The sequence below is a fragment of the Streptomyces sp. NPDC002754 genome (genome assembly GCF_053592315.1).
Window position 1 is genome coordinate 89,103 of sequence record NZ_JBSFVM010000008.1, and the last position, 20,391, is coordinate 109,493.

Here is a 20,391-nt window from a genome sequence, read left to right on the forward strand (position 1 = left end):
GTCCCTCATGCCTCTGTCACCTTGCCGGAGGTCACCTCGATGCGGCGCGTCGTGTGGACCGCGTCCAGCATCCGGCGGTCGTGTGTGACCAGGAGGAGGGTGCCCTCGTAGGTCGACAGGGCCGACTCCAGTTGCTCGATCGCCGGGAGGTCGAGGTGGTTCGTCGGCTCGTCCAGGACCAGGAGGTTGACGCCCCGGCCCTGGAGGAGGGCGAGGGCCACGCGGGTGCGTTCGCCCGGGGAGAGGGTGGCCGCGGGGCGCAGCACATGGCCCGCCTTCAGGCCGAACTTGGCGAGCAGCGTGCGGACTTCGGCCGGTTCGGTGTCGGGGACCGCCGCACCGAACGCGTCGAGCAGGGTCTCCGGGCCGTGGAAGAGCGCTCGGGCCTGGTCGACCTCGCCGACCACGACGCCCGAACCGAGCGTCGCGTGGCCCGAGTCGACCGGAAGGCGGCCGAGGAGCGCGGCGAGCAGGGTCGACTTGCCGGAGCCGTTCGCGCCGGTGATGGCGATGCGGTCCGCCCAGTCGACCTGAAGTGTCACGGGCCCGAACTCGAATTCGCCGCGGCGCAGTTGGGCATCGCGCAGTGACGCCACGACCGCGCCCGAGCGGGGGGCCGCCGCGATCTCCATGTGCAGCTCCCACTCCTTGCGGGGCTCGTCCACGACGTCGAGGCGCTCGATCATCTTCTGCGTCTGCCGGGCCTTCGCGGCCTGCTTCTCGCTCGCCTCGCTGCGGAACTTGCGGCCCAGCTTGTCGCTGTCGGTGGCCTTGCGCCGCGCGTTCTTGACGCCCTTGTCCATCCAGGTGCGCTGCATCTGGGCGCGGCCTTCCAGGGCCGACTTCTTGTCCGCGTACTCCTCGTACTCCTCGCGCGCGTGGCGGCGCGCGACCTCGCGCTCCTCCAGGTAGGCGGCGTAACCGCCTCCGTAGAGGTTGATCTCCTGCTGGGCGAGGTCGAGTTCGAGGACCTTGGTGACCGTGCGGGTGAGGAACTCGCGGTCGTGGCTGACGACGACGGTGCCGGCGCGCAGGCCGCGTACGAACGTCTCCAGGCGGTCCAGGCCGTCCAGGTCGAGGTCGTTGGTCGGCTCGTCGAGGAGGAAGACGTCGTAGCGGGAGAGGAGGAGGGAGGCGAGTCCCGCGCGGGCCGCCTGGCCGCCGGAGAGGGACGTCATCGCCTGGTCGAGGCCGACGTCCAGGCCGAGCTGTTCCGCGACCTCCTCGGCGCGCTCGTCGAGGTCGGCGCCGCCCAGGTTCAGCCAGCGCTCCAGGCTCGTGGCGTACGCGTCGTCGGCGCCGGGTGTGCCGTCGACGAGGCCCTGCGTGGCCTCGTCCATGGTGCGCTGCGCCTCGGTCACGCCGGTGCGGCGGGCCAGGAACTCGCGGATCGTCTCGCCGGGGCGGCGGTCGGGCTCCTGCGGGAGGTGGCCGACGGTGGCGGTCGGCGGGGAGAGCCGGGCGTCTCCCTCCTCGGGGGTGGTGAGGCCGGCGAGGAGGCGCAGGAGGGTGGACTTTCCGGCTCCGTTGGCGCCGACGAGTCCGATCACGTCGCCGGGGGCGACGACGAGGTCGAGACCGGAGAAGAGGGTGCGGTCACCGTGTCCCGCGGCGAGGTTCTTGGCTACGAGCGTTGCAGTCATCAGGTGGGTGATCCTAGTCGGGGTGGGGTTGCGCGGCGGCGGGTGGCCGGGCCGGGGCCTCCCGGTTTCGTTGTGCGGCGACGGGGCGGGCTGCTGTACCGGGGGGCACCTGACGTTTCCGTTGGGCTGCGACGGGGGGGGTGCTCGGCTGCACCGGGGCGGAGGCCGACGTCTGCGGTACGCGGCACCGGGCGCCGCCTTGCCCACCCTGCCGCCCAAGGCGGCAGATTGCCCACGGCGGGCGGCGGTCGGCAGTCGCGGGTGGGGAGCCGTTGCCGCGGTAGATCGCCCACGGCGAGGTGGCGGTCGACCGTGGCCGGTGGGGAGCCGTTGCCGCGGCGGATTACCCAAGGCGGGGCGGCGGTCGGCCGTCACGGCGGGCCACCGGGGGCCGCGCCCCGTCAGGCCGACGCCCCCGGAGGGGGCGGGTGGGTGGGAGATGGGCGGGGGAACGTGACCGGTCGGCGTCGACCGGACCACGGGGCCGAGCCACGAGACCGGGTCACCGGGCCAGGTCACGGGGCCGAGCCACGAGACCGGGCCACCGGGCCAGGTCACGGGGCCGAGCCACGAGACCGGGCCACCGGGCCGGGCCACCGGGCCAGGCCACGAGGCCAGGTCACCGGGCCACGTCACCGGAGCCGAAGGGGCCGCACCCTCAGCGTTCCATGCGCGTCACCAGTACGCTCCCCGTCGTGCGGGCCACCAGGAAGGACTGGCCGCGCGTCGCCCGGTTGTCGAGGGAGATGCGGTGGCGGCCCGGTTCCAGGACCGCGTCGAAGACGTCGTGCGTGTGTGCGCGGTGGAAGCGGTCGAGGCGGTAGGCCGTGATGCGGACGTGGCACGTGGAGGTGACCTCCACGCCCGCCTCGCCGTCGGCGGCGACCAGCCGAGTCAGACGGCGCCGCTCCAACGGGACGCGGTCCAGGGCGCTTTCGATCTGGGCGACCAGGAGGGGGATGATCGGCGCGAGCCCGTCGACGTACGCGACGTCCGACCCGGCCCGCTCGAACTCCCGCCGTACCGCCGCCCGTTGCTCCTCCTCCACTGCCCGGCCGAAGGCCACCACCCCGTACGTACGCAGCTCCTCGGGTGGTACGCCGGACGCGTCCTGCGTGATGTCCGCGCCGACGCCGATGGTCCGCAGCGCCGCCGCGAGCCGGGCGAGGACGGCGACGCGGGCCCCGATCAGCAGGACCCTGCGGCGGGGCCCCGGCGCGCCCGCCCCGTCCAGCAACTGCCCGAGCGCCGCCCGGTACTCGGTGGCGCGGAAGCGGAACGGGCCGATGCCGTGGTAGCCGTTCAGCTCCATGTCGACCCGCTCGTCGGTCTGCCAGGCGAAGTCTCGCCACACGTAATCCGAACCATCCGCCCCGTCCCGCTCGATCACCGCCGTCACCGCGCCGCACTCGATGCCCTCGCACTCCGGGCACCCGTAGATCACGCAGCGTCCGCCGGGCAGCGGCGCCTCCGCCTCCAGGAGCAGCCGCTTCACGTGGTGCGCGAAGATCGCGGGCGGGATGTCGGCGGCGAGCGGGGACACGGCGTCCAGGTCGGCGAGCTGGAAGAGCAGCGGGCGGCCGTCGACGATGAAGTCCACGAAGTCCCGGTGGACCTGGTAGTCCCCGTCCGCGAGGACTCCCCCGGCGCGCATCGCCGGTGCCAGGCCGAAGGTCGCGCAGTCGTCTGCACCCATGGGGCGAGTATTCCCACCTGTACCCGACGTGAGCGCGGTATGACGTATTCCGCCTGCTTCCGTTAGCGTCCATGAATGATCAGGGACAGCGGCAGTGAAGTGATCGTGGTCGGCGGCGGGGTCATCGGCATGACCACCGCCCTGGAACTCGCGCGGCGCGGGCGCCCGGTGCGCGTGTGGTCGCGGGACGTCGCCGAGCGGACGACATCGGCGGTCGCGGGCGGGCTGTGGTGGCCGTACCGGATCGATCCGGTAGCCAAGGTGGGCGCGTGGTCGCTGCGCTCGCTGAGGCGGTACGAGGAGTGGGCGGCGCGTCCGGAGGAGACCGGGGTGCGGCTGGTCGACGGCGTGCACGGGGACTCGCGTCTTGACGGTCTCGGCGCGTGGGCCGCGGAGGTGGCGGGCCTGTACGACAGTCCGCAGGGCCTCGCGGCGCGGCTGCCGGTGATCGACATGCCGGTCCATCTGGCGTGGCTGCGAGGTCAGTTGGCGGAAGCCGGCGTCAACGTCGAGGCGCGCACGGTGGCCTCCCTCGACGAGGCGTTCGACGCCGCGCCGACCGTCGTGAACTGCACCGGGCTCGCGGCCCGCGAACTGGTGCCGGACGACTCCGTGCGGCCGGTGCGCGGGCAGTTGGTGATCGTGGAGAACCCGGGCGTCGACACGTGGTTCACCAGCGTCGACCCCGCCTCCGACGGGACGACGTACTTCCTGCCGCAGCCGGGGCGCCTGCTGCTTGGCGGCACCGCCGAGGACGACGCGTGGTCCCTCGAGCCGGACCCGGCCACCGCCGAGGAGATCGTGAAGCGCTGCGCCGCGGTGCGCCCCGAGATCGCGGGCGCGCGGATCCTCGACCACCGCGTGGGCCTGCGCCCGTCCCGCCCGGCGGTACGCATCGAGCGCGAGGACAGGGGCGCCGGCCGGACGCTGATACACAACTACGGCCACGGCGGCGCAGGAGTCACCGTGGCATGGGGCTGCGCCGAGGAAGCGGCCGAACTGGCCGAGACCGGATGAACCGGTAACGGACGAACGGGTGGGGGCGTGGTCCGTGTTGGACCACGCCCCCACCCGTACGCACCCGTGTCTCAGTCCTCGTGGTGCTTTCCGATCGGGTCGCCCTCGGTCTCCAGGCTGCTGCCGGGGCCGATGCGGATCTCGAACTCGCCGCCGTACTTCTCGTGTCCTGCGACGACTGCCTGCTCGACGACCTCGATGCCCATCTCGCCGCGGACCATGAGCGGGTCCTGGCGCAGGTCGCGCAGGAGCGAGACGCACATGCCGATCATGACCAGGACGAAGGGGGCCGCCACCAGGATCGTCAGGTTCTGCAGACCGGTGAGCGCGTCCCCGGAACCGTTGCCGATCATCAGCATGATCGCGCCGACCGCACCGGTCACGACGCCCCAGAAGATGACGACGAACTTGCCGGGCTCCAGCGCGCCCTTCTGCGACAAGGTGCCCATGACGATCGACGCCGCGTCCGCGCCGGACACGAAGAAGATGCCGACGAGAATCATCACGAGCAGGCTCGTCACGGAGGCGATCGGGTACTCCTGCAGCACACCGAAGAGCTGGGCCTCCTGGGTGTCGGCGCCCTTGAGCGCGCCACCCTCCTTGAGGCTGATCGCGGAACCGCCGAAGACCGCGAACCAGATCAGGCTGACGGTCGAGGGCACGAGGATGACGCCACCGACGAACTGACGGATCGTCCGGCCCTTGCTGATACGCGCGATGAACATGCCGACGAACGGCGACCAGGAGATCCACCAGGCCCAGTAGAAGACCGTCCAGCTGCTCAGCCAGTCGGCGACGCCCTTGCCGCTGGACGCCTCGGTGCGGCCGATGAGCTGCGGGAAGTTGTCCATGTACGCGCCGAGTGAGGTCGGCAGCAGGTCCAGGTTCATGATCGTCGGGCCTGCGATGAACACGAAGACCACCAGGAGCAGCGCGAGCACCATGTTGATGTTCGACAGCCACTGGACGCCCTTCTCCACACCGGAGACGGCGGAGAAGACGAACGCGACGGTCAGCACCGCGATGATCGAGACGAGCAGCCCGGTGCTGACGTCGTCCATCCAGTCGGCCGCCTTGAACCCGGCCCCGATCTGCAGGGCGCCGAGTCCGAGGGAGGCGGCCGAGCCGAACAGCGTCGCGAAGATCGCGAGGATGTCGATCACGCGGCCCCAGGCGCCGTGCGCGTGCTTCTCGCCGATGAGCGGGACGAAGACCGAGGAGATGGTCTGCCGCCTGCGGCGCCGGAACGTGCTGTAGGCGATGGCGAGTCCGACCACCGCGTAGATCGCCCACGGGTGCAGGGTCCAGTGGAACAGCGTGGTGGCCATGGCTGTCTCCATGGCCTCGGCGGAGTCGGCCGGGTCGGTGCCCGGCGGCGGCTGCGTGAAGTGCGCGAGCGGCTCGCTCACTCCGTAGAACATGAGCCCGATGCCCATGCCCGCACTGAACATCATGGCGATCCAGGAGACCGTGCGGAACTCCGGCTCCTCGCCCTCCTTGCCGAGCGGGATCTTCCCGTAGCGGCTCATGGCGAGCCACAAGGCGAAGACCACGAAGCCGGTCGCGGTGAGCACGAACGCCCAGCCGCCGTTGTGCATCAGGCCGCCGAGAAGCGAGTTGGAGACGCTCTCGAGGTTGTCCGTGGCGGTGGCGCCCCAGACCACGAAGGCCAGAGTGAGCACGGCAGTGACGCCGAACACGATCCGGTCCGTGGTGGGGCGCTCCTCCGCGGTCGTTGCGGTCGCTCCCTCCTCGGGGACGGGAGTATCGCTGTGGGGTTTCTGAGGGCTTGTCACCCACTACGACCTACCACACCTGATACTCCCGTAACCCGATCAGCAGCGTGTGTCGGGCTCCCCTTCCGTCAGGTGGTAGGCCGCGCGCGCGTCGAGGAGCAGTGCGGCCAGGGCCCGTTCGGACTGCCGAAGGGGGACGAAGGCCCCGCTGCCCGACTTTTTGACGGTGAGGCCGTGCAGCGCCAATTCGTCTTTGAATTCGGCGTATTGCGTCCCGCTCAGCCGGTATCCGCACGGCGGATCCTTGATGACCTCCGCGGCTTCGGCGGGGTCGTTGTCGGCGCCACCGAGGTAGATCGGCCCGCGGTCCGTGAAGCCCTTGGCGCGGGCGGCCGTGGTGGCGGCCTCGATGGCACCCCGGTTCTCCGACGTGTACGTGAACAGACCGCCGAGCGCGGCGAGTTGGGAGTCGCGGCGGCGCTGGTTGACGAGCGCCGGGTCGTCCTCCTCGGCGGGCGTGCCGGGGTCGACGCGGCTCTCGATGAGCAGCCCGACGGAGTTCTTGACGCCGGAGACGTTGCGCAGGATCCGCTCCTGCCCGTCCCCCGCGGTCTGCTTGACCGGCTCGCCGGTCTCCGGGTCGGTCCAGATGCCGTACGTGCCCGTGGAGTACCCGGCGTCACCCGCGGCGGGACGCACGTGGTCGAGGGAGAGCGACTCGGCCTGATCGTGCACGGCGGAGTCGGTGTTGAGGTTGCGCGGCCAGAGGTCGAACAGGTCCTTGTCGTAGTACTTGGGGGTGGCCCCGTACTCGTGCAGGTCGTAGATGACGTCGGGCTGCCGGTCGCGGATGACGGCGGCCATCGCCCGCGCCTCGGCGGTCTTGAGGGCCATGTGGTCGCGGTTGATGTCGATGCCGTCGGAGTTGCCGCGGGTGTCGGCGGCGTTGCCGTCGGGGTTGGCGGTGGGCACGACGAGGAGCGTCGTACGGGACAGGAAGCGCTGCGTCGCCCGGTCCTTGGAGTAGGCGAGGTCGCGGATCTTCGTCAGGCAGGCCTCGCGGCCCGATGGCTCGTTGCCGTGCTGGGAGCAGATCAGCAGCACGGTGTTGGCCGTGCGGTGGGCTCCGACGCGGACGAGGTTCAGCGGGCGGCCCTGTTTCGTCTCGCCGATGCGGGAGACGGAGACCCGGTCGGAGGCCTTGTCGACGGTGGCGAGGAGCTTCTTCTCCTCGGGCTGGGTGGTCCAGCGGGCGCCGTCGGTCTCCTCGAAGCCGGTGCGGGGCCCGATGGTGGTGGCGCTCGCGCCGGCCGGGGCCGCCACCACGAGGGGCGCGGCGAGCGCGGCGACGGCGGCTGCCAGGGCGAGGGTGCGGGGACGTGCTCTCATCGGGTGCGCTGTCATCGGGTGCTGCCTCCCGGTACGGGGCGGTCCAGGCGGTACGGGCTGACGCCTTCGGCCGCGGACGGTTGGGGGGTGGCGGTGGTGGAGCCGGAGGTGGCGGCCGCGAAGGCGGCGGCGCCGCCGACGACGGGGACGCGGGCCGCGGTGCGGGCGAGGTCGACGGAGAGGGTCGGCTTGGTGGACGGAGGGTCGATCAGGTCCTTGTCGGTGCCGGCCACGACGAGGGCGAGCCGGTGCCCCTTCGGTACGACGTGGTCGCTCGCGGCGAGGTCGATCGTGAGGGTATAGGGCTTGCCGGGTGTCAGCGCGGTGCCGTGCTTGGGGTTCGTTGAGGTGCCGAGGTCGGCCCATCCCCGGCTGAAGACCGTCGAGTTGACGTCGGTGGTCGCGGTCGCCGTGGTCAGGTAGCAGGAGCTGTCGCCGGTCGTGCTCGGGCCCCAGCAGTTGCGGTCGGTGCCGGTGGTGATGCCTTCGCCGGCGCCCGCGTAGTCGCGGATCATGGCGGGGCCGAGGTCGACGAGTACGGCGCTCAGGTGGGCGCTGGACGTGGTCGGGGTCGCGGTGACCGTCACCTTCGAGGAGCCGGACAGGCGCAGGCCCTTGGCCAGCGGGTGGCTGAGGAACCCGGCCTTCTCCGCGGTGGGTTGCTGGAGGTGGTCGGCCCAGTCGAGTTCGCCGAGCGCCGGGTTGTCGGTGAAGGTCTCACGGCCGGATCCGGTCTTCAGGCCCAGCGTGCCGACGCCCGCCTTGTCGCCCTTGGCGGGGCGCAGCGCGGCGGTGTCGGTGGTGCGCGGCGGCCACACCTTGTCGGTGCTCCAGTGGTCGGGCGCGTGCTCGATGTCGGCCATCGGCTCGCGGTCGATTCCGTTGGCGTAGCCGAGGAGTTCGTGGTCGAACCAGCGGTGCAGGGTGTCGACCCAGGCGTCGCGGCGGGAGTCGAAGGGGTCGACGTGACCGGTCTGCGCGAGCCAGATCTTGCGGTCGACGCCGTTCTTGGCGAGCGCGTCCCACCACTGGCCGAAGTGCTTGGTGCGGACGTTCAGGTCCTGCATGCCGTGCACGACGAAGACGCTGGCGCGCACCTTGTCGGCGTCCTTGACGTAGTCGCGGTCCTGCCACAGTCGCGTGATGTCGCCGGTGCGGGGTGCTTCGTCGACAAGTCGTTTCTGTACGGCGGCGCAGCGTTCGCGGGCCGCCGGGCTCTCGACGTAGTCGGACAGCCACTCGGGGCCCGAGTCGTAGAGCGGGGCGCCCTGTTGGAAGTAGTAGTCGTACCAGGAGGAGATCCCGCCGATCGGCACGATGGTCTCCAGGCCCTCGACGCCGGTCGCGGCGACGCCGTTGGCGACGGTGCCGTCGTAGCTCTTGCCGATCATGCCGGTGCGGCCGTTGGTCCAGTCCGCGGCGGCCTTCTTGGAGCCGGTTCGGGTGGTGTAACCCTTGGCGCGGCCGTTCAGCCAGTCGACGACGGCCTTCGCGGAGCCGATGTCGTAGGCCCCGCCGACGTCGGCGCAGCCGTCGGAGCGGTTGGTGCCGAGCAGGTCGACGCCGACGAACGCGTAGCCGCGGGGCACGAAGTAGTTGTCGTAGAAGAGCGGCATCTGTACGACGTTTCCGTCCGCGTCGTACGTCTTCTTCTGGTTCTCGTTGCCGCGCCCGCAGCAGGAGTAGTACGGGCTGGCGTCCATTATCACGGGGATCTTGCGGCCCTGGGCGGCGGGTTCGTGCGGGCGGACGATGTCGACGGCGACCCGGTCCGTCTTCCCGTTGCCGTCCCCGTCGAGCCGGGTGTCGACCCAGACGGACTCGCGGACGGCGTCGGCGTAGGAGTAGACGGGCTTGGACTCGGTCGGCTTGGCCGGGGCGGCCGACGCGGTGGTGCCGGTGGCGACGAGGGCGGACAGCAGTGCGGTGACGACCGCGACCACGAGCGTTCTCCAGCGGTGGGGCCCGCGGTGGCTGCGTCTGACAGGTATCGGCATGGCGCGGAAGCTACACCGGTCAACTGGCTTGCGACAGAGGGCCGCAGGTAGGGAGGACAGGCCCATGGGGCCGAAAGGCACATGTCGGCCAGATGACGATCGTGTGGCTGTTGCGGCCATGGACATGACCGGGGTACGGGGTGCTGGATAGGGTCGTTGTGTCGACCACGGACGCGATCCGTCCGGGGTCGCGGTGGCCAACTCGATCCCGGCATCTACGACTTGGAGCTTCCGTGTACCGCAGACTCATCGCCCCCGGCGCACTCGCGGCCTCTCTGCTGCTGGCGATCCCGGCATCGGCCGCGGACTTCCGACCGGGGGCGTCGGGCATCGGTGACCCCTACTACCCGACGTACGGGAACGGCGGTTACGACGTCTCCCACTACGACCTGCGCCTCAAGTACCAGCCGAAGACGGACCAGTTGGAGGGCACGGCGACCATCCTCGCCTCCTCCACGCAGGACCTGTCCCGCTTCAACCTCGACTTCGGGCCCACGGCGAGCGAGGTCCGGGTGAACGGCAAGAAGGCGAAGTTCGCCACGTCCGGCGTGCAGGAGCTGGAGGTGACGCCGGCGGCGGGGGTCCCGAAGGGGACGCCGTTCACGGTCGTGGTGCGCTACGCCGGTAAGCCGTCCGATGTGAAGCTCTGGGGCTTCACGTCCTGGCAGCGCACCCCGGACGGCGGCGTCGCGGCCAACGAGCCGGAGGCCGCGGCCTGGTGGTTCCCCTCCAACGACCACCCGCTCGACAAGGCCACCTACGACGTGTCGGTGGCAGTGCCGGACGGTACGCAGGCGATCTCCAACGGGACGTTGCAGTCGCAGAGTTCGAAGCTGGGGTGGACGCGGTTCAACTGGCGTTCGGCGCATCCGCAGGCGACGTATCTGGCCACCTTGGCGGTCGGCAAGTTCGACATCACCACTGACACGACTGAGGACGGGCTGCCCGTCATCAACGCGTACAGCAAGGACCTCGGCGCGAACGAGGGCGCGGCGAAGGCGAGCGTGGAGCGGACGACCGAGGTCGCCGAGTGGCTGGAGTCGGTATACGGGAAGTATCCGTTCGAGGCGGTCGGCGGATACGTGCCGAACGTGCCGTCGAGCTTCGCGCTCGAGACGCAGACGCGGCCGTTCTACTCACCGAAGCAGTTCGCGAACGGGTCCAACGTGTCTGTTGTCGTTCATGAGTTGGCGCATCAGTGGTACGGCGACAGCGCGTCCGTGCGGGGTTGGAAGGACATCTGGATCAACGAGGGGTTCGCCCGGTACGCGCAGTGGCTGTGGTCGGAGAAGGAGGGCGAGGGCACGGCCCAGGAACTCGCCGACTACACGTACGCGCAGCATCCGGCGGACGACGCGTTCTGGACGGTGAAGCCCGGCGACCCGGGAGCGGAGAACCAGTTCGACGAGGCGGTGTACGACCGGGGGGCGATGGCGGTTCAGGCGTTGCGGAACGCGGTCGGCGAGAAGGACTTCTTCGCGATTTTGAAGGGGTGGCCGCAGGAGCACGCGTACGGCAACGCGAGTGTCTCCGACTTCCAGGCGTACGCGGAGAAGGTGTCCGGTGAGCGTCTTGGCGGGCTGTTCGACACGTGGCTGTACGAGCCGTCGAAGCCGGCCGCGTCCGCGGTGTCCGCCGGATCGCGGCCGGTTCAGCCCAAGTCGTGGAAGCGGATCGCCGCCACGAACGAGGTGCACGGCGAGCACTGAGAGGTCCTGGCTCAGCGCTCGCCCGCACCCGACGCCTCAGGCCGGCTCTTCCGTGGAGTGCGAGTCGGTGAGGGTGAGCGCGCCGCCCGCCGCGATCAGGCCGACCAGCACGGCGAGCACCGCGTAGGTGATGCGCTCGCCGTGGAAGAAGGACTGCACGAGGTCGCTGCTCCAGACGCCCGCGGGCAGTTGGGTGGTGACCAGGGTGGCGATCAGGGTGCCGACGACGGCGGTGCCGACGCTGGTCCCGACCTCCTGGGCGGTGTCGTTGAGCGCGGTGCCGATCGACGTGCGGTTGGCCGGCATCGCCTCGACGAGGGCGATGGCGCAGATGGTCATGACCGTGCGCAGACCGATGGTCATCACGACCATGCAGGCGGCGATGACGGCGTACCCGTGCTCGACACCCCAGGAGAGTCCGGCCAGCGCCACGGCCAGGCAGGCCGCGCCGACGAGGCAGGCGACGCGGTGGCCGAACCTCTTGGCGAGCCACTCCGAGAGCGGGGTCGCGGCGATCATGGTCAGGATGAGCGGCAGGTTCGCGAGGCCCGCCCGCACGGGGCTCCAGCCGTAGGCGTACTGGAAGTGCAGGATCAGCCCGAACATCACGCCGGCCATGGCGACGGACGTGCCGATCTGGGCGAGGGCGGCGCCGCGCACGGTGCCGTTCGAGAAGATCTTGAGGTCCAGCATGGGGGCCTTGCCGCGGCGCTCGTGCCGCACGAACGCGAGGCCCGCGACCACGGCACCCAGGACCGAGCCGAGCGTCGCCGCGGAGCCCCAGCCGTGCTCGACGCCGCTGGTCAGCGAGTAGCAGGCCAGGCCGATGGCGAGCACGCTCAGGACGGCGCCCGGCAGGTCGAGCTTGTCGTCGGTGAGGTCCTCCCGCCGGTCGGGCGCGACACCGAGCCGCACCCCGATGGCCGCGATCAGCGCGATCGGCGCGTTGATCAGTAGGAGCCACTGCCAGCTCACGTGGGCGAGCGCGGTGCCGCCGAGCAGCGGGCCGAGAATGAACCCGGACATGCCGACGACGATCATCAAGGTCATCGCGCGCATGCGCAGCGCCTGGTCGTCGAACAGGCGGAAGACGAGCGAGTTCGTGATGGGGGCCATGGCTGCGGCCGCGATGCCGAGCCCGGCCCGCAACGCGATGAGCTGCCCGGTGGAGCCGACGGCGACGACGGCCAGACTCAACGCACCGAACGCGGCGAGACCGACCAGCAGGACACGGCGGCGTCCGAGGCGGTCGGCCATCGATCCGGCCGTGAGCAGCAGACCGCCGAACGTCAGCGAATAGGCGCCGGTGACCCATTGCAGGGCGGTCGTGCCGCTGCCGAGGTCGCGGCCGATGGTGGGCAGCGCGATCGAGAGCAGTGTGTTGTCGACCATCTCGACGAAGAAGGCCAGGCAGAGCGCGGCCAGCGGGATCCAGGCCGCACGCAGTGATCCGTAGGAACGGGTGGTGATGGGCCCGGTTTCAGTGGTGGCAGTCATGACCGGCCTCCTTTCTGAACGGAGAGCGCCGTCGAGCATCGAACAGCACTCGATCATAGAACAAAGTTCGATGTTCGAACGTGGTTCCACCATAGAACCATGTTCGACCAGGAGGCAAGTTGTGCTTGGATGGATGGCATGACACCCCCGACGACCCGCTCCGCAGCCGCAGCGACCCCCCGGGGGCGCCGGCGCGCCTCACACTCGATGGAGGCCGTGCTCAACGCGGCCGTGGCCGTGCTCGACGAGGCCGGTGGTTCCGCGCTGACGTTCCGCGCCCTCGCCGCCCGGCTCGGTACGGGCGTCGGCACGATCTACTGGTACGTCCAGAACAAGGACGAGCTCCTCGACCGCGCCACCGACCACGCGATCGGCGGGGTGCTGGCCGCCGTGGAGGAGCTGCCCGAGAGCGACGACCCCATCGCCGACCTGCGCGCGATGGCCGTCGCCCTGTTCGACGCGATCGTGGACCGGCCGTGGCTGTCCGCATACTTCATGCGCAACACCGACGTGCAGGGCAACTCACTGCGGCTGTACGACCGGCTCGGCCGGCAGACGTTGCGGCTCGGTCTCACGACGCGGCAGCGGTTCCACGCCGTTTCGGCGATCACGGGTGTGGTGGTCGGCACGGCGGCCGATCTGGGGATGGAGATTCCGCAGAGCCTGCTGGACGGGGAGGTGGACAGGGACGAGTACCTCGACCAGTTCGCCGAGACGTGGCGGCAGCTTGATGCGGAGGAGTTTCCGTTCGTGCGGGGGATCGCCGACGAGTTCGCCGGGCACGACGACCGGGACCAGTTCCTCGCGGCGCTGGACCTGACCTTGGCGGGGTTGCGGCTTCAGGCCGGGGCCTGATCCCGGCGCGGCGTGGCTGCGGTCGCGGGGCGCTGCCCCGGACCCCGCGCCTCAATCTCCAGTGGGGCTTGATCTTGCCCGTCGCGCCATCGGCAAGTAGCGGAGGCGCTCCGGCAGTCTGGGCGCCGCCCATCGCACCAGCACCGCGAAACGGCGCAGGAGGCGTTCCTGCCTGGGGGTCCACGGAAGGCCGATGGCCGCTCGGACCTCCGGTGGGAGGAGGCCGATGGAGAGGAAGCTCATCGAGCGGGTGAGAGCCGGGCGGATGAGGGGCCAGAGGAGTCCGATGACCGGGTGGTGGCCCGGTGGCGGCGGCAGGTCGCGAGAGCGTGCCGTCAGCTCGGTCACCACCGCGTTGCGCTCGACCTCCTGCGCCAGCATCTTCCGGTAGTACGGCCAGAACTCCTCGACCGTCTGCGGCATGTCCCGGTCGTGGATGCCGAGGATGCGGCCGACCATCAGCCACTCCGCGTAGAACTGTCGCTCCTCCTCCGGTGTGAACGGCGTGGCGAAGTAGCGGCGCGCGTAGCGGGAGACGGGGAAGCCGGTGGCGTGCACCCAGGCGTAGTGGGCCGGGGTGAGGGCGTGGTAGCGGCGGCCGTGCGGGTCGGTGCCCTGGATGGTGCGGTGGAGTCGGCGCAGGCGGCGGCCCTCCTCGGCCGCGGCCTCGCCCCCGTAGACCCAGAGCATGACCGAGGTCAGCGAGCGCTCTCCGCGGCCCCAGGGGTCGGTGCGGAACACCGAGTGCTCGTCGACGCCCGCTCCGACGGCGGGGTGCGCGACCTGCAGCACGAACGCGGCGGGGAGGGCCAGCAGGGCGCGGATGTCGCCCGCGGTGTCCCAGAGGATTCCGCCGGGCGGGGGCGGTGGCGGGTCCGGGTCGTGCTGCTTCATACAGCAAGGGTGCATCAGAGGGTCGGGATCGCGGCAAGTGACGTCAGCGGCGCATGGTCGCGGCCGCCTTGTAGGTGTGCAGGACGGGCGCCGTTTCGATGCTGGTGACGGCCTCCAGGGCGATGCGTCGGGTCAGGTAGTGGTGCAGGGCATCCGCGTCGGGGCAGACCGCTGCTGTGGTGCTCGGCGGGTTCGCCGTGCACCAGCGGCGTGCGGCGGTGGCCGGCCGCACGCCTCTGGTCGAGCCCTCGCTGTTGCGCGGGCGTTCCTTCCCGGCCGCGCTCGCCACGTCCGTGCTGTTCTTCGCCGTGATGAACGGCGTCATGATCACGGTGGTGCTGCACGTGGAACTTGGCCTGGGCCAGGGGCCATTGGCCGCCGGGCTCACGCTCGTGCCGTGGTCCGTCGGGCTGGCCGTCGCCTCGTGGGCAGCGGGCTCCTGGCTCGTCCCCCGGTACGGAAGCCGGGTCCTGCACTCCGGCATTGCCGTCCTCGCGGTCGGTATCGGGGGCGCCGTCCTCGCCTACGAGACGGCACCCGCCGACCGATACCCGCTCGGTCTGCCGTTCGCTCTGGCCCTCGCGGGTTGTGGGGTGGGCCTGTTCAGTCCGCCGTTCTTCACTGCCGCGCTGCGCGGGGTCTCGCCGCAGGAGGCGGGGTCGGCGGCAGGTCTTCTCAACGCCGTTCAGCAACTCGGCGGCAGCGTTGGCGTGGCCCTCGTGGGCGGTGTCTATCTGACCGGAGCCTCGGCCGGCGAGACCGCGGGCGTCGCGGCACGGCACGCTCTGTGGACGGCCGGGGCTCTGCTCGTCGCCACAGCACTGGCGGCGTGGGCGATGACCGGGCGGGCGAAGGCCGGACGGCGACGGCTCCGGTGAGGGCCGACGCCGCCATCGAGGCCCTAGGACTCGTCCCCGTACCGCTTCGCCAGGTCCGAGGCCAGTTCCGAGACGCAGGTGCAGAGGTCCGTGTCGGTGGTCGGGGCGGGGCGGCACGGGACGATGTGGGCCTGGAGTGGGGGCGGGGGCGGTGGTGGCGGTGGGGCCGGGGTGGGGTGGCGTCGGCGGGCGGAGGTGAGGAGTGCCGCCGCCAGGGCCGCGGCGAGTGCGGCCAGCTGCCCGATCTTGACTTGTACGTCCCACGGAACCAGCGGCATGCCTGTGTCCTACCCGCACGGCACGGGGCCCCAACGCATCGTGTGCGTCGGGGCCCCGTGGAGGGAGGTGGGAACGGTCAGTTGCCGTCGGCCACCTTCGTCAGCTCGTCCGACGCGATGCGGTCGACGTTGCGCCGCACCCGGAACCAGCCGAAGAAGAGCAGTACTCCGACGACCGGGATCAGCATGAGCGTCTTGCGGCTGGTCTCGTCGTTCCACATGAGGACGAGGACCGCCAGGAGGAAGACGATCGTGACGATCTCCGTGACCGGGGAGAACGGGAGGCGGAACTTCGGGCGTTCCACCAGCCCCTGCTTCGCTCGGCGGACGAAGGCCAGGTGGGCGACCATGATCATGACCCAGGTGCCGATGATGCCGATCGAGGAGATTTCGATGACGATCTCGAACGCTTCGGCCGGAACCAGGTAGTTCAGGCCGACACCGAGCACGGCGACGCCCGCGGTGAGCAGGATGCCGCCGAACGGCACCTGGCTCTTGTTCATCTTGGCGGTGAACTTCGGCGCGGAGCCCGACATGGCCATGGAGCGCAGGATGCGGCCCGTGGAGTAGAGGCCCGAGTTCAGCGAGGACATCGCGGCGGTGAGGACCACCAGGTTCATGATGTCGCCCACGCCACCGACGCCCAGCTTCGAGAACAGCGTCACGAACGGGCTCTCGCCCGCGGTGTACGAGGTGGACGGCAGCAGCAGCGCGAGCAGCAGCACCGAACCGCAGTAGAACAGGCCGACGCGCCACATGATCGAGTTCACCGCGCGCGGGACGACCTTCTGCGGCTCTGCGGTCTCGCCCGCCGTGACGCCGACCAGTTCGAGGGCCGCGTACGCGAAGACGACACCTTGCATCACGAGGATCACGGCCATGGTGCCGCTGGGCATCCAGCCGCCGTTGTCCGTGATCATGTGCAGGCCTGGTGTGTGGCCGTCGACCGGGTGCTGCGTGGCCACCAAGAAGATGCCCACGAAGAGGAAGGCCACCAGGGTGGCCACCTTGACGATCGAGAACCAGAACTCCATCTCGCCGAAGTACTTCACCGAGACGAGGTTCACGGCGAGGACCACCGCGAGTGCGATCAGCGCGAGCACCCACTGCGGGATGCTCGTGAAAGCGCTCCAGTACTGGGTGTAGAGGGCGACCGCCGTGATGTCGGCGATGCCCGTCATCGACCAGTTCAGGAAGTACATCCAGCCGGCGACGTAGGCGCCCTTCTCGCCGAGGAACTCACGCGCGTACGAGACGAAGGAACCGGACGAGGGCCGGTAGACGACCATTTCACCGAGGGCGCGCACCACCAAGTACGCGAAGATCCCGCAGATCAGGTAGGCGAAGACGAGGGCGGGGCCCGCGTCGTGCAGCCGCCCGCCGGCGCCGAGGAAGAGTCCGGTGCCGATCGCGCCGCCGATGGCGATCATGTTGATGTGGCGGCTCTTGAGGGCCTTGCTGTAGCCGGCGTCGCCCGCGTCGGCGGGCGCCTGGGAGGCATCTGTGCGGGATGCGTCCGTGGCCGTGTTGAGGGCGTCCTTGCTCACGAGGGGGTGTCCACTCTGTGGTGCCCGGCGACGTGGGGGTCGCCGGGGTCCGGAACGTGCTTCGGTCCGCATCACCCCTGACGGCGTGCGGACCGAGGGGCACCTTCCCCCAAAGATCGCTCCCGACGCGGTGGCGTAGATCACATAGCGTCGCTTCTCACATGGCGACACCCCCCTGGACGTGGAACCGGATGAGGCGTATGGGGCGTTGGAGGTGCCCACTGGCTGCCGCCGACTGCTTTCACACCAGTGGTGTCTCAGCGATACTGTTGAACCCGAATCCGAGAGGCGGACATGACGACGGACATCGAGCACGACGACACGCTGACCGTCGACGAACTGGCGGCGCGCGCGGGCGTCACGGTCCGCACCATCCGCTTCTACAGCACGCGGGGCCTGCTGCCGCCGCCCGTGATCGGACCGCGCCGGGTGGGGCACTACGGCCCCGACCACGTCGCGCGGCTCGCGCTGATCGAGGAGTTGCAGCACCAGGGCATGACGCTGGCCGCGATCGAGCGCTATCTGGAGCAGCTGCCCCCCGATCTGAGCGCGCGCGACCTGGCCATCCACCGTGCGGTGGTGGCGAGTTGGGCCCCTGACGCGGTCGAGACCTTGACCCGGAGCGAGCTCGATCTGCGCGCGGGCCGGGAGCTGACCGGGGAGCATCTGGCGCAGCTCGCGGCGATGGACGTGCTGACCGAAGAGGGCGACGACACGTTCCGCTGCGATACGGGGCAGTTGCGGCTCGGCGTCCAACTCCTCGACGTACCCCTGTCGTTGGACGCGATCCTGGCCTCGCGCGAGGTACTGGTGGAGCACTCGCGGGGCGCGGCGCAGGAGCTGGCCCGCCTCTTCAGTGACGAGGTGGCGCAAAGGGCCGAGCAGGACGTGAAGTCGCTGTCGGCCCATATGCAACCGCTGGTCGTTCAGGCGCTGTTGACGGCGTTCCAGCGTTCCCTGAAGGAGGAGCTGCGGGAGGCGTTCCGCGCCACGGACCGCCTCCCGTAGACACCTGCCGAAGACACCGGCCCCCAAGGGCGCCAGTCCTCGTCAGTCCTTGAACGTCTCGCCCTTCTCGGCCTTCTCCACCAGCAGCACGGGCGGCAGGAAGCGGTCGCCGTAGCGGCCTGCCAACTCCCGTGCGCGGGCTACGAATCCGGACAGGCCGCCCTCGTAGCCATTGATGTACTGGAGCACGCCGCCGGTCCAGCCGGGGAAGCCGATGCCGAAGATGGAGCCGATGTTGGCGTCCGCGACGGATGTCAGTACGCCCTCCTCGATGAGGCGCACCGTGTCGAGCGCCTCCGAGAAGAGCATCCGCTCCTGCATGTCTTTGAACGGGATCTCCGTTCCGGGCTTGGTGAAGTGCTCGCGCAGCCCCGGCCACAGGCCGGCCCGCTTGCCGTCCTCGCCGTACTCGTAGAAGCCCGCTCCCCCGCTGCGGCCCGGCCGCCCGAACTCGTCGACCATGCGGTCGATGACGGCCTCGGCGGGGTGCGTCTCCCAGGTGCCGCCGGCCTCGACGATCGCGGCCTTCGTCTCCTCGCGGATCTTGCGGGGCAGCGTGAGGGTCAGCTCGTCCATCAGGGAGAGCACCTTGGCGGGGTAGCCGGCCTGGCCCGCCGCCTGCTCCACGGACGCGGGCTCGACGCCCTCGCCGACCATCGCGACGCCCTCGTTGATGAAGTGCCCGATGACGCGCGAGGTGAAGAAGCCGCGCGAGTCGTTGACCACGATGGGCGTCTTGCTGATCTGCCGGACGAGGTCGAAGGCGCGGGCGAGGGCCTCGTCGCCGGTACGCCCGCCCTTGATGATCTCGACGAGCGGCATCTTGTCGACGGGCGAGAAGAAGTGCAGGCCGACGAAGTCGTCCTGCCGCTCGACGCCCTCGGCGAGCGCGGTGATCGGCAGGGTGGACGTGTTGGAGCAGAGCAGCGCGTCCGGCTCGACGATGTCCTGGATCTCCTGGAACACCTTGTGCTTGAGCGACGGGTCCTCGAAGACGGCCTCGATGACGGCGTCGCAGCCCGCCACGGCCTGCGGGTCGGAGGCGGGGGTGATGCGGGCGAGCAGTGCGTCCGCCTTCTCCTGGGTGGTGCGACCGCGCTTGACGGCCTTGGCGCACAGCTTCTCGGAGTACGCCTTGCCCTTGGCGGCGGCCTCCGCGGATACGTCCTTCAGGACCACCTCGATGCCCGCGCGGGCGCACGAGTAGGCGATGCCCGCGCCCATCATGCCGGCGCCGAGGACGGCGACCTTGTTGACCTTGCGGGGCTCTACGCCCTTGGGGCGGTTGGCGCCCGAGTTCACGGCCTGGAGGTCGAAGAAGAACGCCTGGATCATGTTCTTAGCGGTCTGCCCGGTGACCAGCTCGGTGAAGTAGCGGGCCTCGATCGCGAGGGCGTTCTCGAAGTCGACCTGCGAGCCCTCGACGGCCGCCGCGAGGATGTTGCGCGGCGCCGGGTACGGGGCGCCGTTCAGCTGCTTCTTCAGGTTCGCCGGGAAGGCGGGCAGGTTCGCGGCGAGCTTGGGGCTGGCCGGGGTGCCACCGGGGATGCGGTAGCCGGGCTTGTCCCAGGGCTGCTGCGACTCGGGGTTGGCGTCGATGAAGGCCCGCGCCTTCTCGGTCATCTCCTCGCGGGTTGCGGCCACTTCGTGGATGAGGCCGTTCTCCAGCGCGCGCTTCGGGGCGTACTGGGTGCCCTGGAGCAGCACCTTGAGGAGCGCGTCGGCGATGCCCATGAGGCGGACGGTGCGGGTGACGCCGCCCCCCGCGGGAAGCAGGCCGAGCGTGACCTCGGGGAGGCCGATCTTGGAGCCGGGGGCGTCGAGGGCGACGCGGTGGTGGCTGGCGAGCGCGATCTCGTAACCGCCGCCCAGGGCCGCGCCGTTGATGGCCGCGACGACCGGCTTGCCGAGCGTCTCGATGCGGCGCAGCGAGTTCTTGATGCCGATGCCGGTCTCGAAGACGGACTGGGCGTCCTCGGGGCCCGCCTTCATCATGTCCTTGAGGTCGCCGCCCGCGAAGAAGGTCTTCTTGGCGGAGGTGTAGATGAACCCGCGGATCGAGTCCGGGGTCGCGGCCAGTTCGGCCTCGGCGCGGTCGGCGATCGCGGCGATGGAGTCCTTGAACGCCTGGTTCATGGTGTTCGCGGACTGGTTGGGGTCGTCGAGGACGAGCGTGACGATGCCGGTGTCGTCCTGCTCCCAGCGGATGGTGGTGCTCTCGGTCATCTGCGTAGCTCCGTAAGGGGG

16 protein-coding genes are annotated in these 20,391 nt (G+C 70.4%); 5 read left to right on the forward strand and 11 right to left on the reverse strand.

Features of this window, described 5'->3' with window-relative positions:
• Positions 1-5 precede the first annotated feature (5 nt).
• Both ACWD2L_RS19105 and ACWD2L_RS19110 read right to left on the reverse strand, forming a co-directional pair.
• A complete protein-coding gene (locus ACWD2L_RS19105) occupies positions 6-1,643 on the reverse strand; it encodes an ABC-F family ATP-binding cassette domain-containing protein (RefSeq protein WP_351334819.1) in 1,638 nt (545 codons plus the stop codon).
• A gap of 658 nt (positions 1,644-2,301) precedes the next feature.
• Positions 2,302-3,339, reverse strand: a complete 1,038-nt coding sequence (locus tag ACWD2L_RS19110) for an oxidoreductase (RefSeq protein WP_351334821.1) — start codon at positions 3,337-3,339, stop codon at positions 2,302-2,304.
• Positions 3,340-3,414: 75 nt separating this feature from the next.
• On the opposite strand from ACWD2L_RS19110, the gene ACWD2L_RS19115 reads away from it, so the two are divergent.
• On the forward strand, positions 3,415-4,356 hold the full coding sequence (locus tag ACWD2L_RS19115) for an FAD-dependent oxidoreductase (RefSeq protein WP_351334824.1): 942 nt from the start codon (positions 3,415-3,417) through the stop codon (positions 4,354-4,356).
• 71 nt (positions 4,357-4,427) lie between these two features.
• Here the strand turns inward: ACWD2L_RS19115 and ACWD2L_RS19120 are convergent, their stop codons facing one another.
• The 3 genes from ACWD2L_RS19120 to ACWD2L_RS19130 all read right to left on the reverse strand — a co-directional run bounded on the left by ACWD2L_RS19120 (position 4,428) and on the right by ACWD2L_RS19130 (position 9,478).
• A complete protein-coding gene (locus ACWD2L_RS19120) occupies positions 4,428-6,056 on the reverse strand; it encodes a BCCT family transporter (RefSeq protein WP_351334826.1) in 1,629 nt (542 codons plus the stop codon).
• 135 nt (positions 6,057-6,191) lie between these two features.
• Positions 6,192-7,481: a M14 family metallopeptidase gene (locus ACWD2L_RS19125; RefSeq protein WP_351334829.1), complete on the reverse strand. Its 1,290-nt coding sequence runs from the start codon at positions 7,479-7,481 to the stop codon at positions 6,192-6,194.
• 11 nt (positions 7,482-7,492) lie between these two features.
• Complete coding sequence (locus ACWD2L_RS19130; RefSeq protein WP_351334832.1) at positions 7,493-9,478, reverse strand: Xaa-Pro dipeptidyl-peptidase; 1,986 nt, start codon at positions 9,476-9,478, stop codon at positions 7,493-7,495.
• Between the two features lie 233 nt (positions 9,479-9,711).
• On the opposite strand from ACWD2L_RS19130, the gene ACWD2L_RS19135 reads away from it, so the two are divergent.
• Positions 9,712-11,187: a M1 family metallopeptidase gene (locus tag ACWD2L_RS19135; RefSeq protein ID WP_351334834.1), complete on the forward strand. Its 1,476-nt coding sequence runs from the start codon at positions 9,712-9,714 to the stop codon at positions 11,185-11,187.
• A gap of 36 nt (positions 11,188-11,223) precedes the next feature.
• Here ACWD2L_RS19135 and ACWD2L_RS19140 read toward each other — a convergent pair whose 3' ends face one another.
• Positions 11,224-12,684: an MFS transporter gene (locus ACWD2L_RS19140; protein WP_351334836.1), complete on the reverse strand. Its 1,461-nt coding sequence runs from the start codon at positions 12,682-12,684 to the stop codon at positions 11,224-11,226.
• 207 nt (positions 12,685-12,891) lie between these two features.
• Between ACWD2L_RS19140 and ACWD2L_RS19145 the strand changes: the two genes are divergently transcribed.
• The gene (locus ACWD2L_RS19145) at positions 12,892-13,539 is read left to right on the forward strand and encodes a TetR/AcrR family transcriptional regulator (protein WP_351334877.1); all 648 of its coding nucleotides are present in this window, start codon (positions 12,892-12,894) and stop codon (positions 13,537-13,539) included.
• 51 nt (positions 13,540-13,590) lie between these two features.
• Here ACWD2L_RS19145 and ACWD2L_RS19150 read toward each other — a convergent pair whose 3' ends face one another.
• Together ACWD2L_RS19150 and ACWD2L_RS19155 are read right to left on the reverse strand one after the other, a co-directional pair.
• A complete protein-coding gene (locus ACWD2L_RS19150) occupies positions 13,591-14,433 on the reverse strand; it encodes an oxygenase MpaB family protein (RefSeq protein ID WP_351334839.1) in 843 nt (280 codons plus the stop codon).
• A 43-nt stretch (positions 14,434-14,476) separates the two neighbouring features.
• The gene (locus ACWD2L_RS19155) at positions 14,477-14,758 is read right to left on the reverse strand and encodes a hypothetical protein (protein WP_351334880.1); all 282 of its coding nucleotides are present in this window, start codon (positions 14,756-14,758) and stop codon (positions 14,477-14,479) included.
• Between ACWD2L_RS19155 and ACWD2L_RS19160 the strand changes: the two genes are divergently transcribed.
• Entirely contained in the window at positions 14,652-15,311 is a 660-nt protein-coding gene (locus ACWD2L_RS19160; protein WP_351334842.1) for an MFS transporter, read from the forward strand. The two genes, ACWD2L_RS19155 and ACWD2L_RS19160, sit on opposite strands and share 107 nt — an antisense overlap.
• A gap of 23 nt (positions 15,312-15,334) precedes the next feature.
• Here the strand turns inward: ACWD2L_RS19160 and ACWD2L_RS19165 are convergent, their stop codons facing one another.
• Both ACWD2L_RS19165 and ACWD2L_RS19170 read right to left on the reverse strand, forming a co-directional pair.
• Entirely contained in the window at positions 15,335-15,589 is a 255-nt protein-coding gene (locus ACWD2L_RS19165; protein ID WP_351334845.1) for a hypothetical protein, read from the reverse strand.
• Between the two features lie 77 nt (positions 15,590-15,666).
• Positions 15,667-17,136 (reverse strand): amino acid permease, encoded by a 1,470-nt coding sequence (locus tag ACWD2L_RS19170; RefSeq protein ID WP_351334848.1) that lies wholly within the window; start codon positions 17,134-17,136, stop codon positions 15,667-15,669.
• 294 nt (positions 17,137-17,430) lie between these two features.
• On the opposite strand from ACWD2L_RS19170, the gene ACWD2L_RS19175 reads away from it, so the two are divergent.
• Entirely contained in the window at positions 17,431-18,144 is a 714-nt protein-coding gene (locus tag ACWD2L_RS19175) for a MerR family transcriptional regulator (protein WP_351334850.1), read from the forward strand.
• Positions 18,145-18,186: 42 nt separating this feature from the next.
• Here ACWD2L_RS19175 and ACWD2L_RS19180 read toward each other — a convergent pair whose 3' ends face one another.
• Entirely contained in the window at positions 18,187-20,370 is a 2,184-nt protein-coding gene (locus ACWD2L_RS19180; protein ID WP_351334853.1) for a 3-hydroxyacyl-CoA dehydrogenase NAD-binding domain-containing protein, read from the reverse strand.
• Between the last annotated feature and the right edge of the window lie 21 nt (positions 20,371-20,391).

Bases quoted from the DNA above. Each gene is read 5' to 3' on its own strand.
- ACWD2L_RS19125 (WP_351334829.1), bottom strand. From the start codon at position 7,481: ATGAGAGCACGTCCCCGCACCCTCGCCCTGGCAGCCGCCGTCGCCGCG.
- ACWD2L_RS19145 (WP_351334877.1), top strand. From the start codon at position 12,892: ATGGAGGCCGTGCTCAACGCGGCCGTGGCCGTGCTCGACGAGGCCGGT.
- ACWD2L_RS19165 (WP_351334845.1), bottom strand. From the start codon at position 15,589: ATGCCGCTGGTTCCGTGGGACGTACAAGTCAAGATCGGGCAGCTGGCC.
- ACWD2L_RS19180 (WP_351334853.1), bottom strand. From the start codon at position 20,370: ATGACCGAGAGCACCACCATCCGCTGGGAGCAGGACGACACCGGCATC.
- ACWD2L_RS19110 (WP_351334821.1), bottom strand. From the start codon at position 3,339: ATGGGTGCAGACGACTGCGCGACCTTCGGCCTGGCACCGGCGATGCGC.
- ACWD2L_RS19155 (WP_351334880.1), bottom strand. From the start codon at position 14,758: ATGACGCCGTTCATCACGGCGAAGAACAGCACGGACGTGGCGAGCGCG.
- ACWD2L_RS19115 (WP_351334824.1), top strand. From the start codon at position 3,415: ATGATCAGGGACAGCGGCAGTGAAGTGATCGTGGTCGGCGGCGGGGTC.
- ACWD2L_RS19150 (WP_351334839.1), bottom strand. From the start codon at position 14,433: ATGAAGCAGCACGACCCGGACCCGCCACCGCCCCCGCCCGGCGGAATC.
- ACWD2L_RS19140 (WP_351334836.1), bottom strand. From the start codon at position 12,684: ATGACTGCCACCACTGAAACCGGGCCCATCACCACCCGTTCCTACGGA.
- ACWD2L_RS19105 (WP_351334819.1), bottom strand. From the start codon at position 1,643: ATGACTGCAACGCTCGTAGCCAAGAACCTCGCCGCGGGACACGGTGAC.
- ACWD2L_RS19175 (WP_351334850.1), top strand. From the start codon at position 17,431: ATGACGACGGACATCGAGCACGACGACACGCTGACCGTCGACGAACTG.
- ACWD2L_RS19130 (WP_351334832.1), bottom strand. From the start codon at position 9,478: ATGCCGATACCTGTCAGACGCAGCCACCGCGGGCCCCACCGCTGGAGA.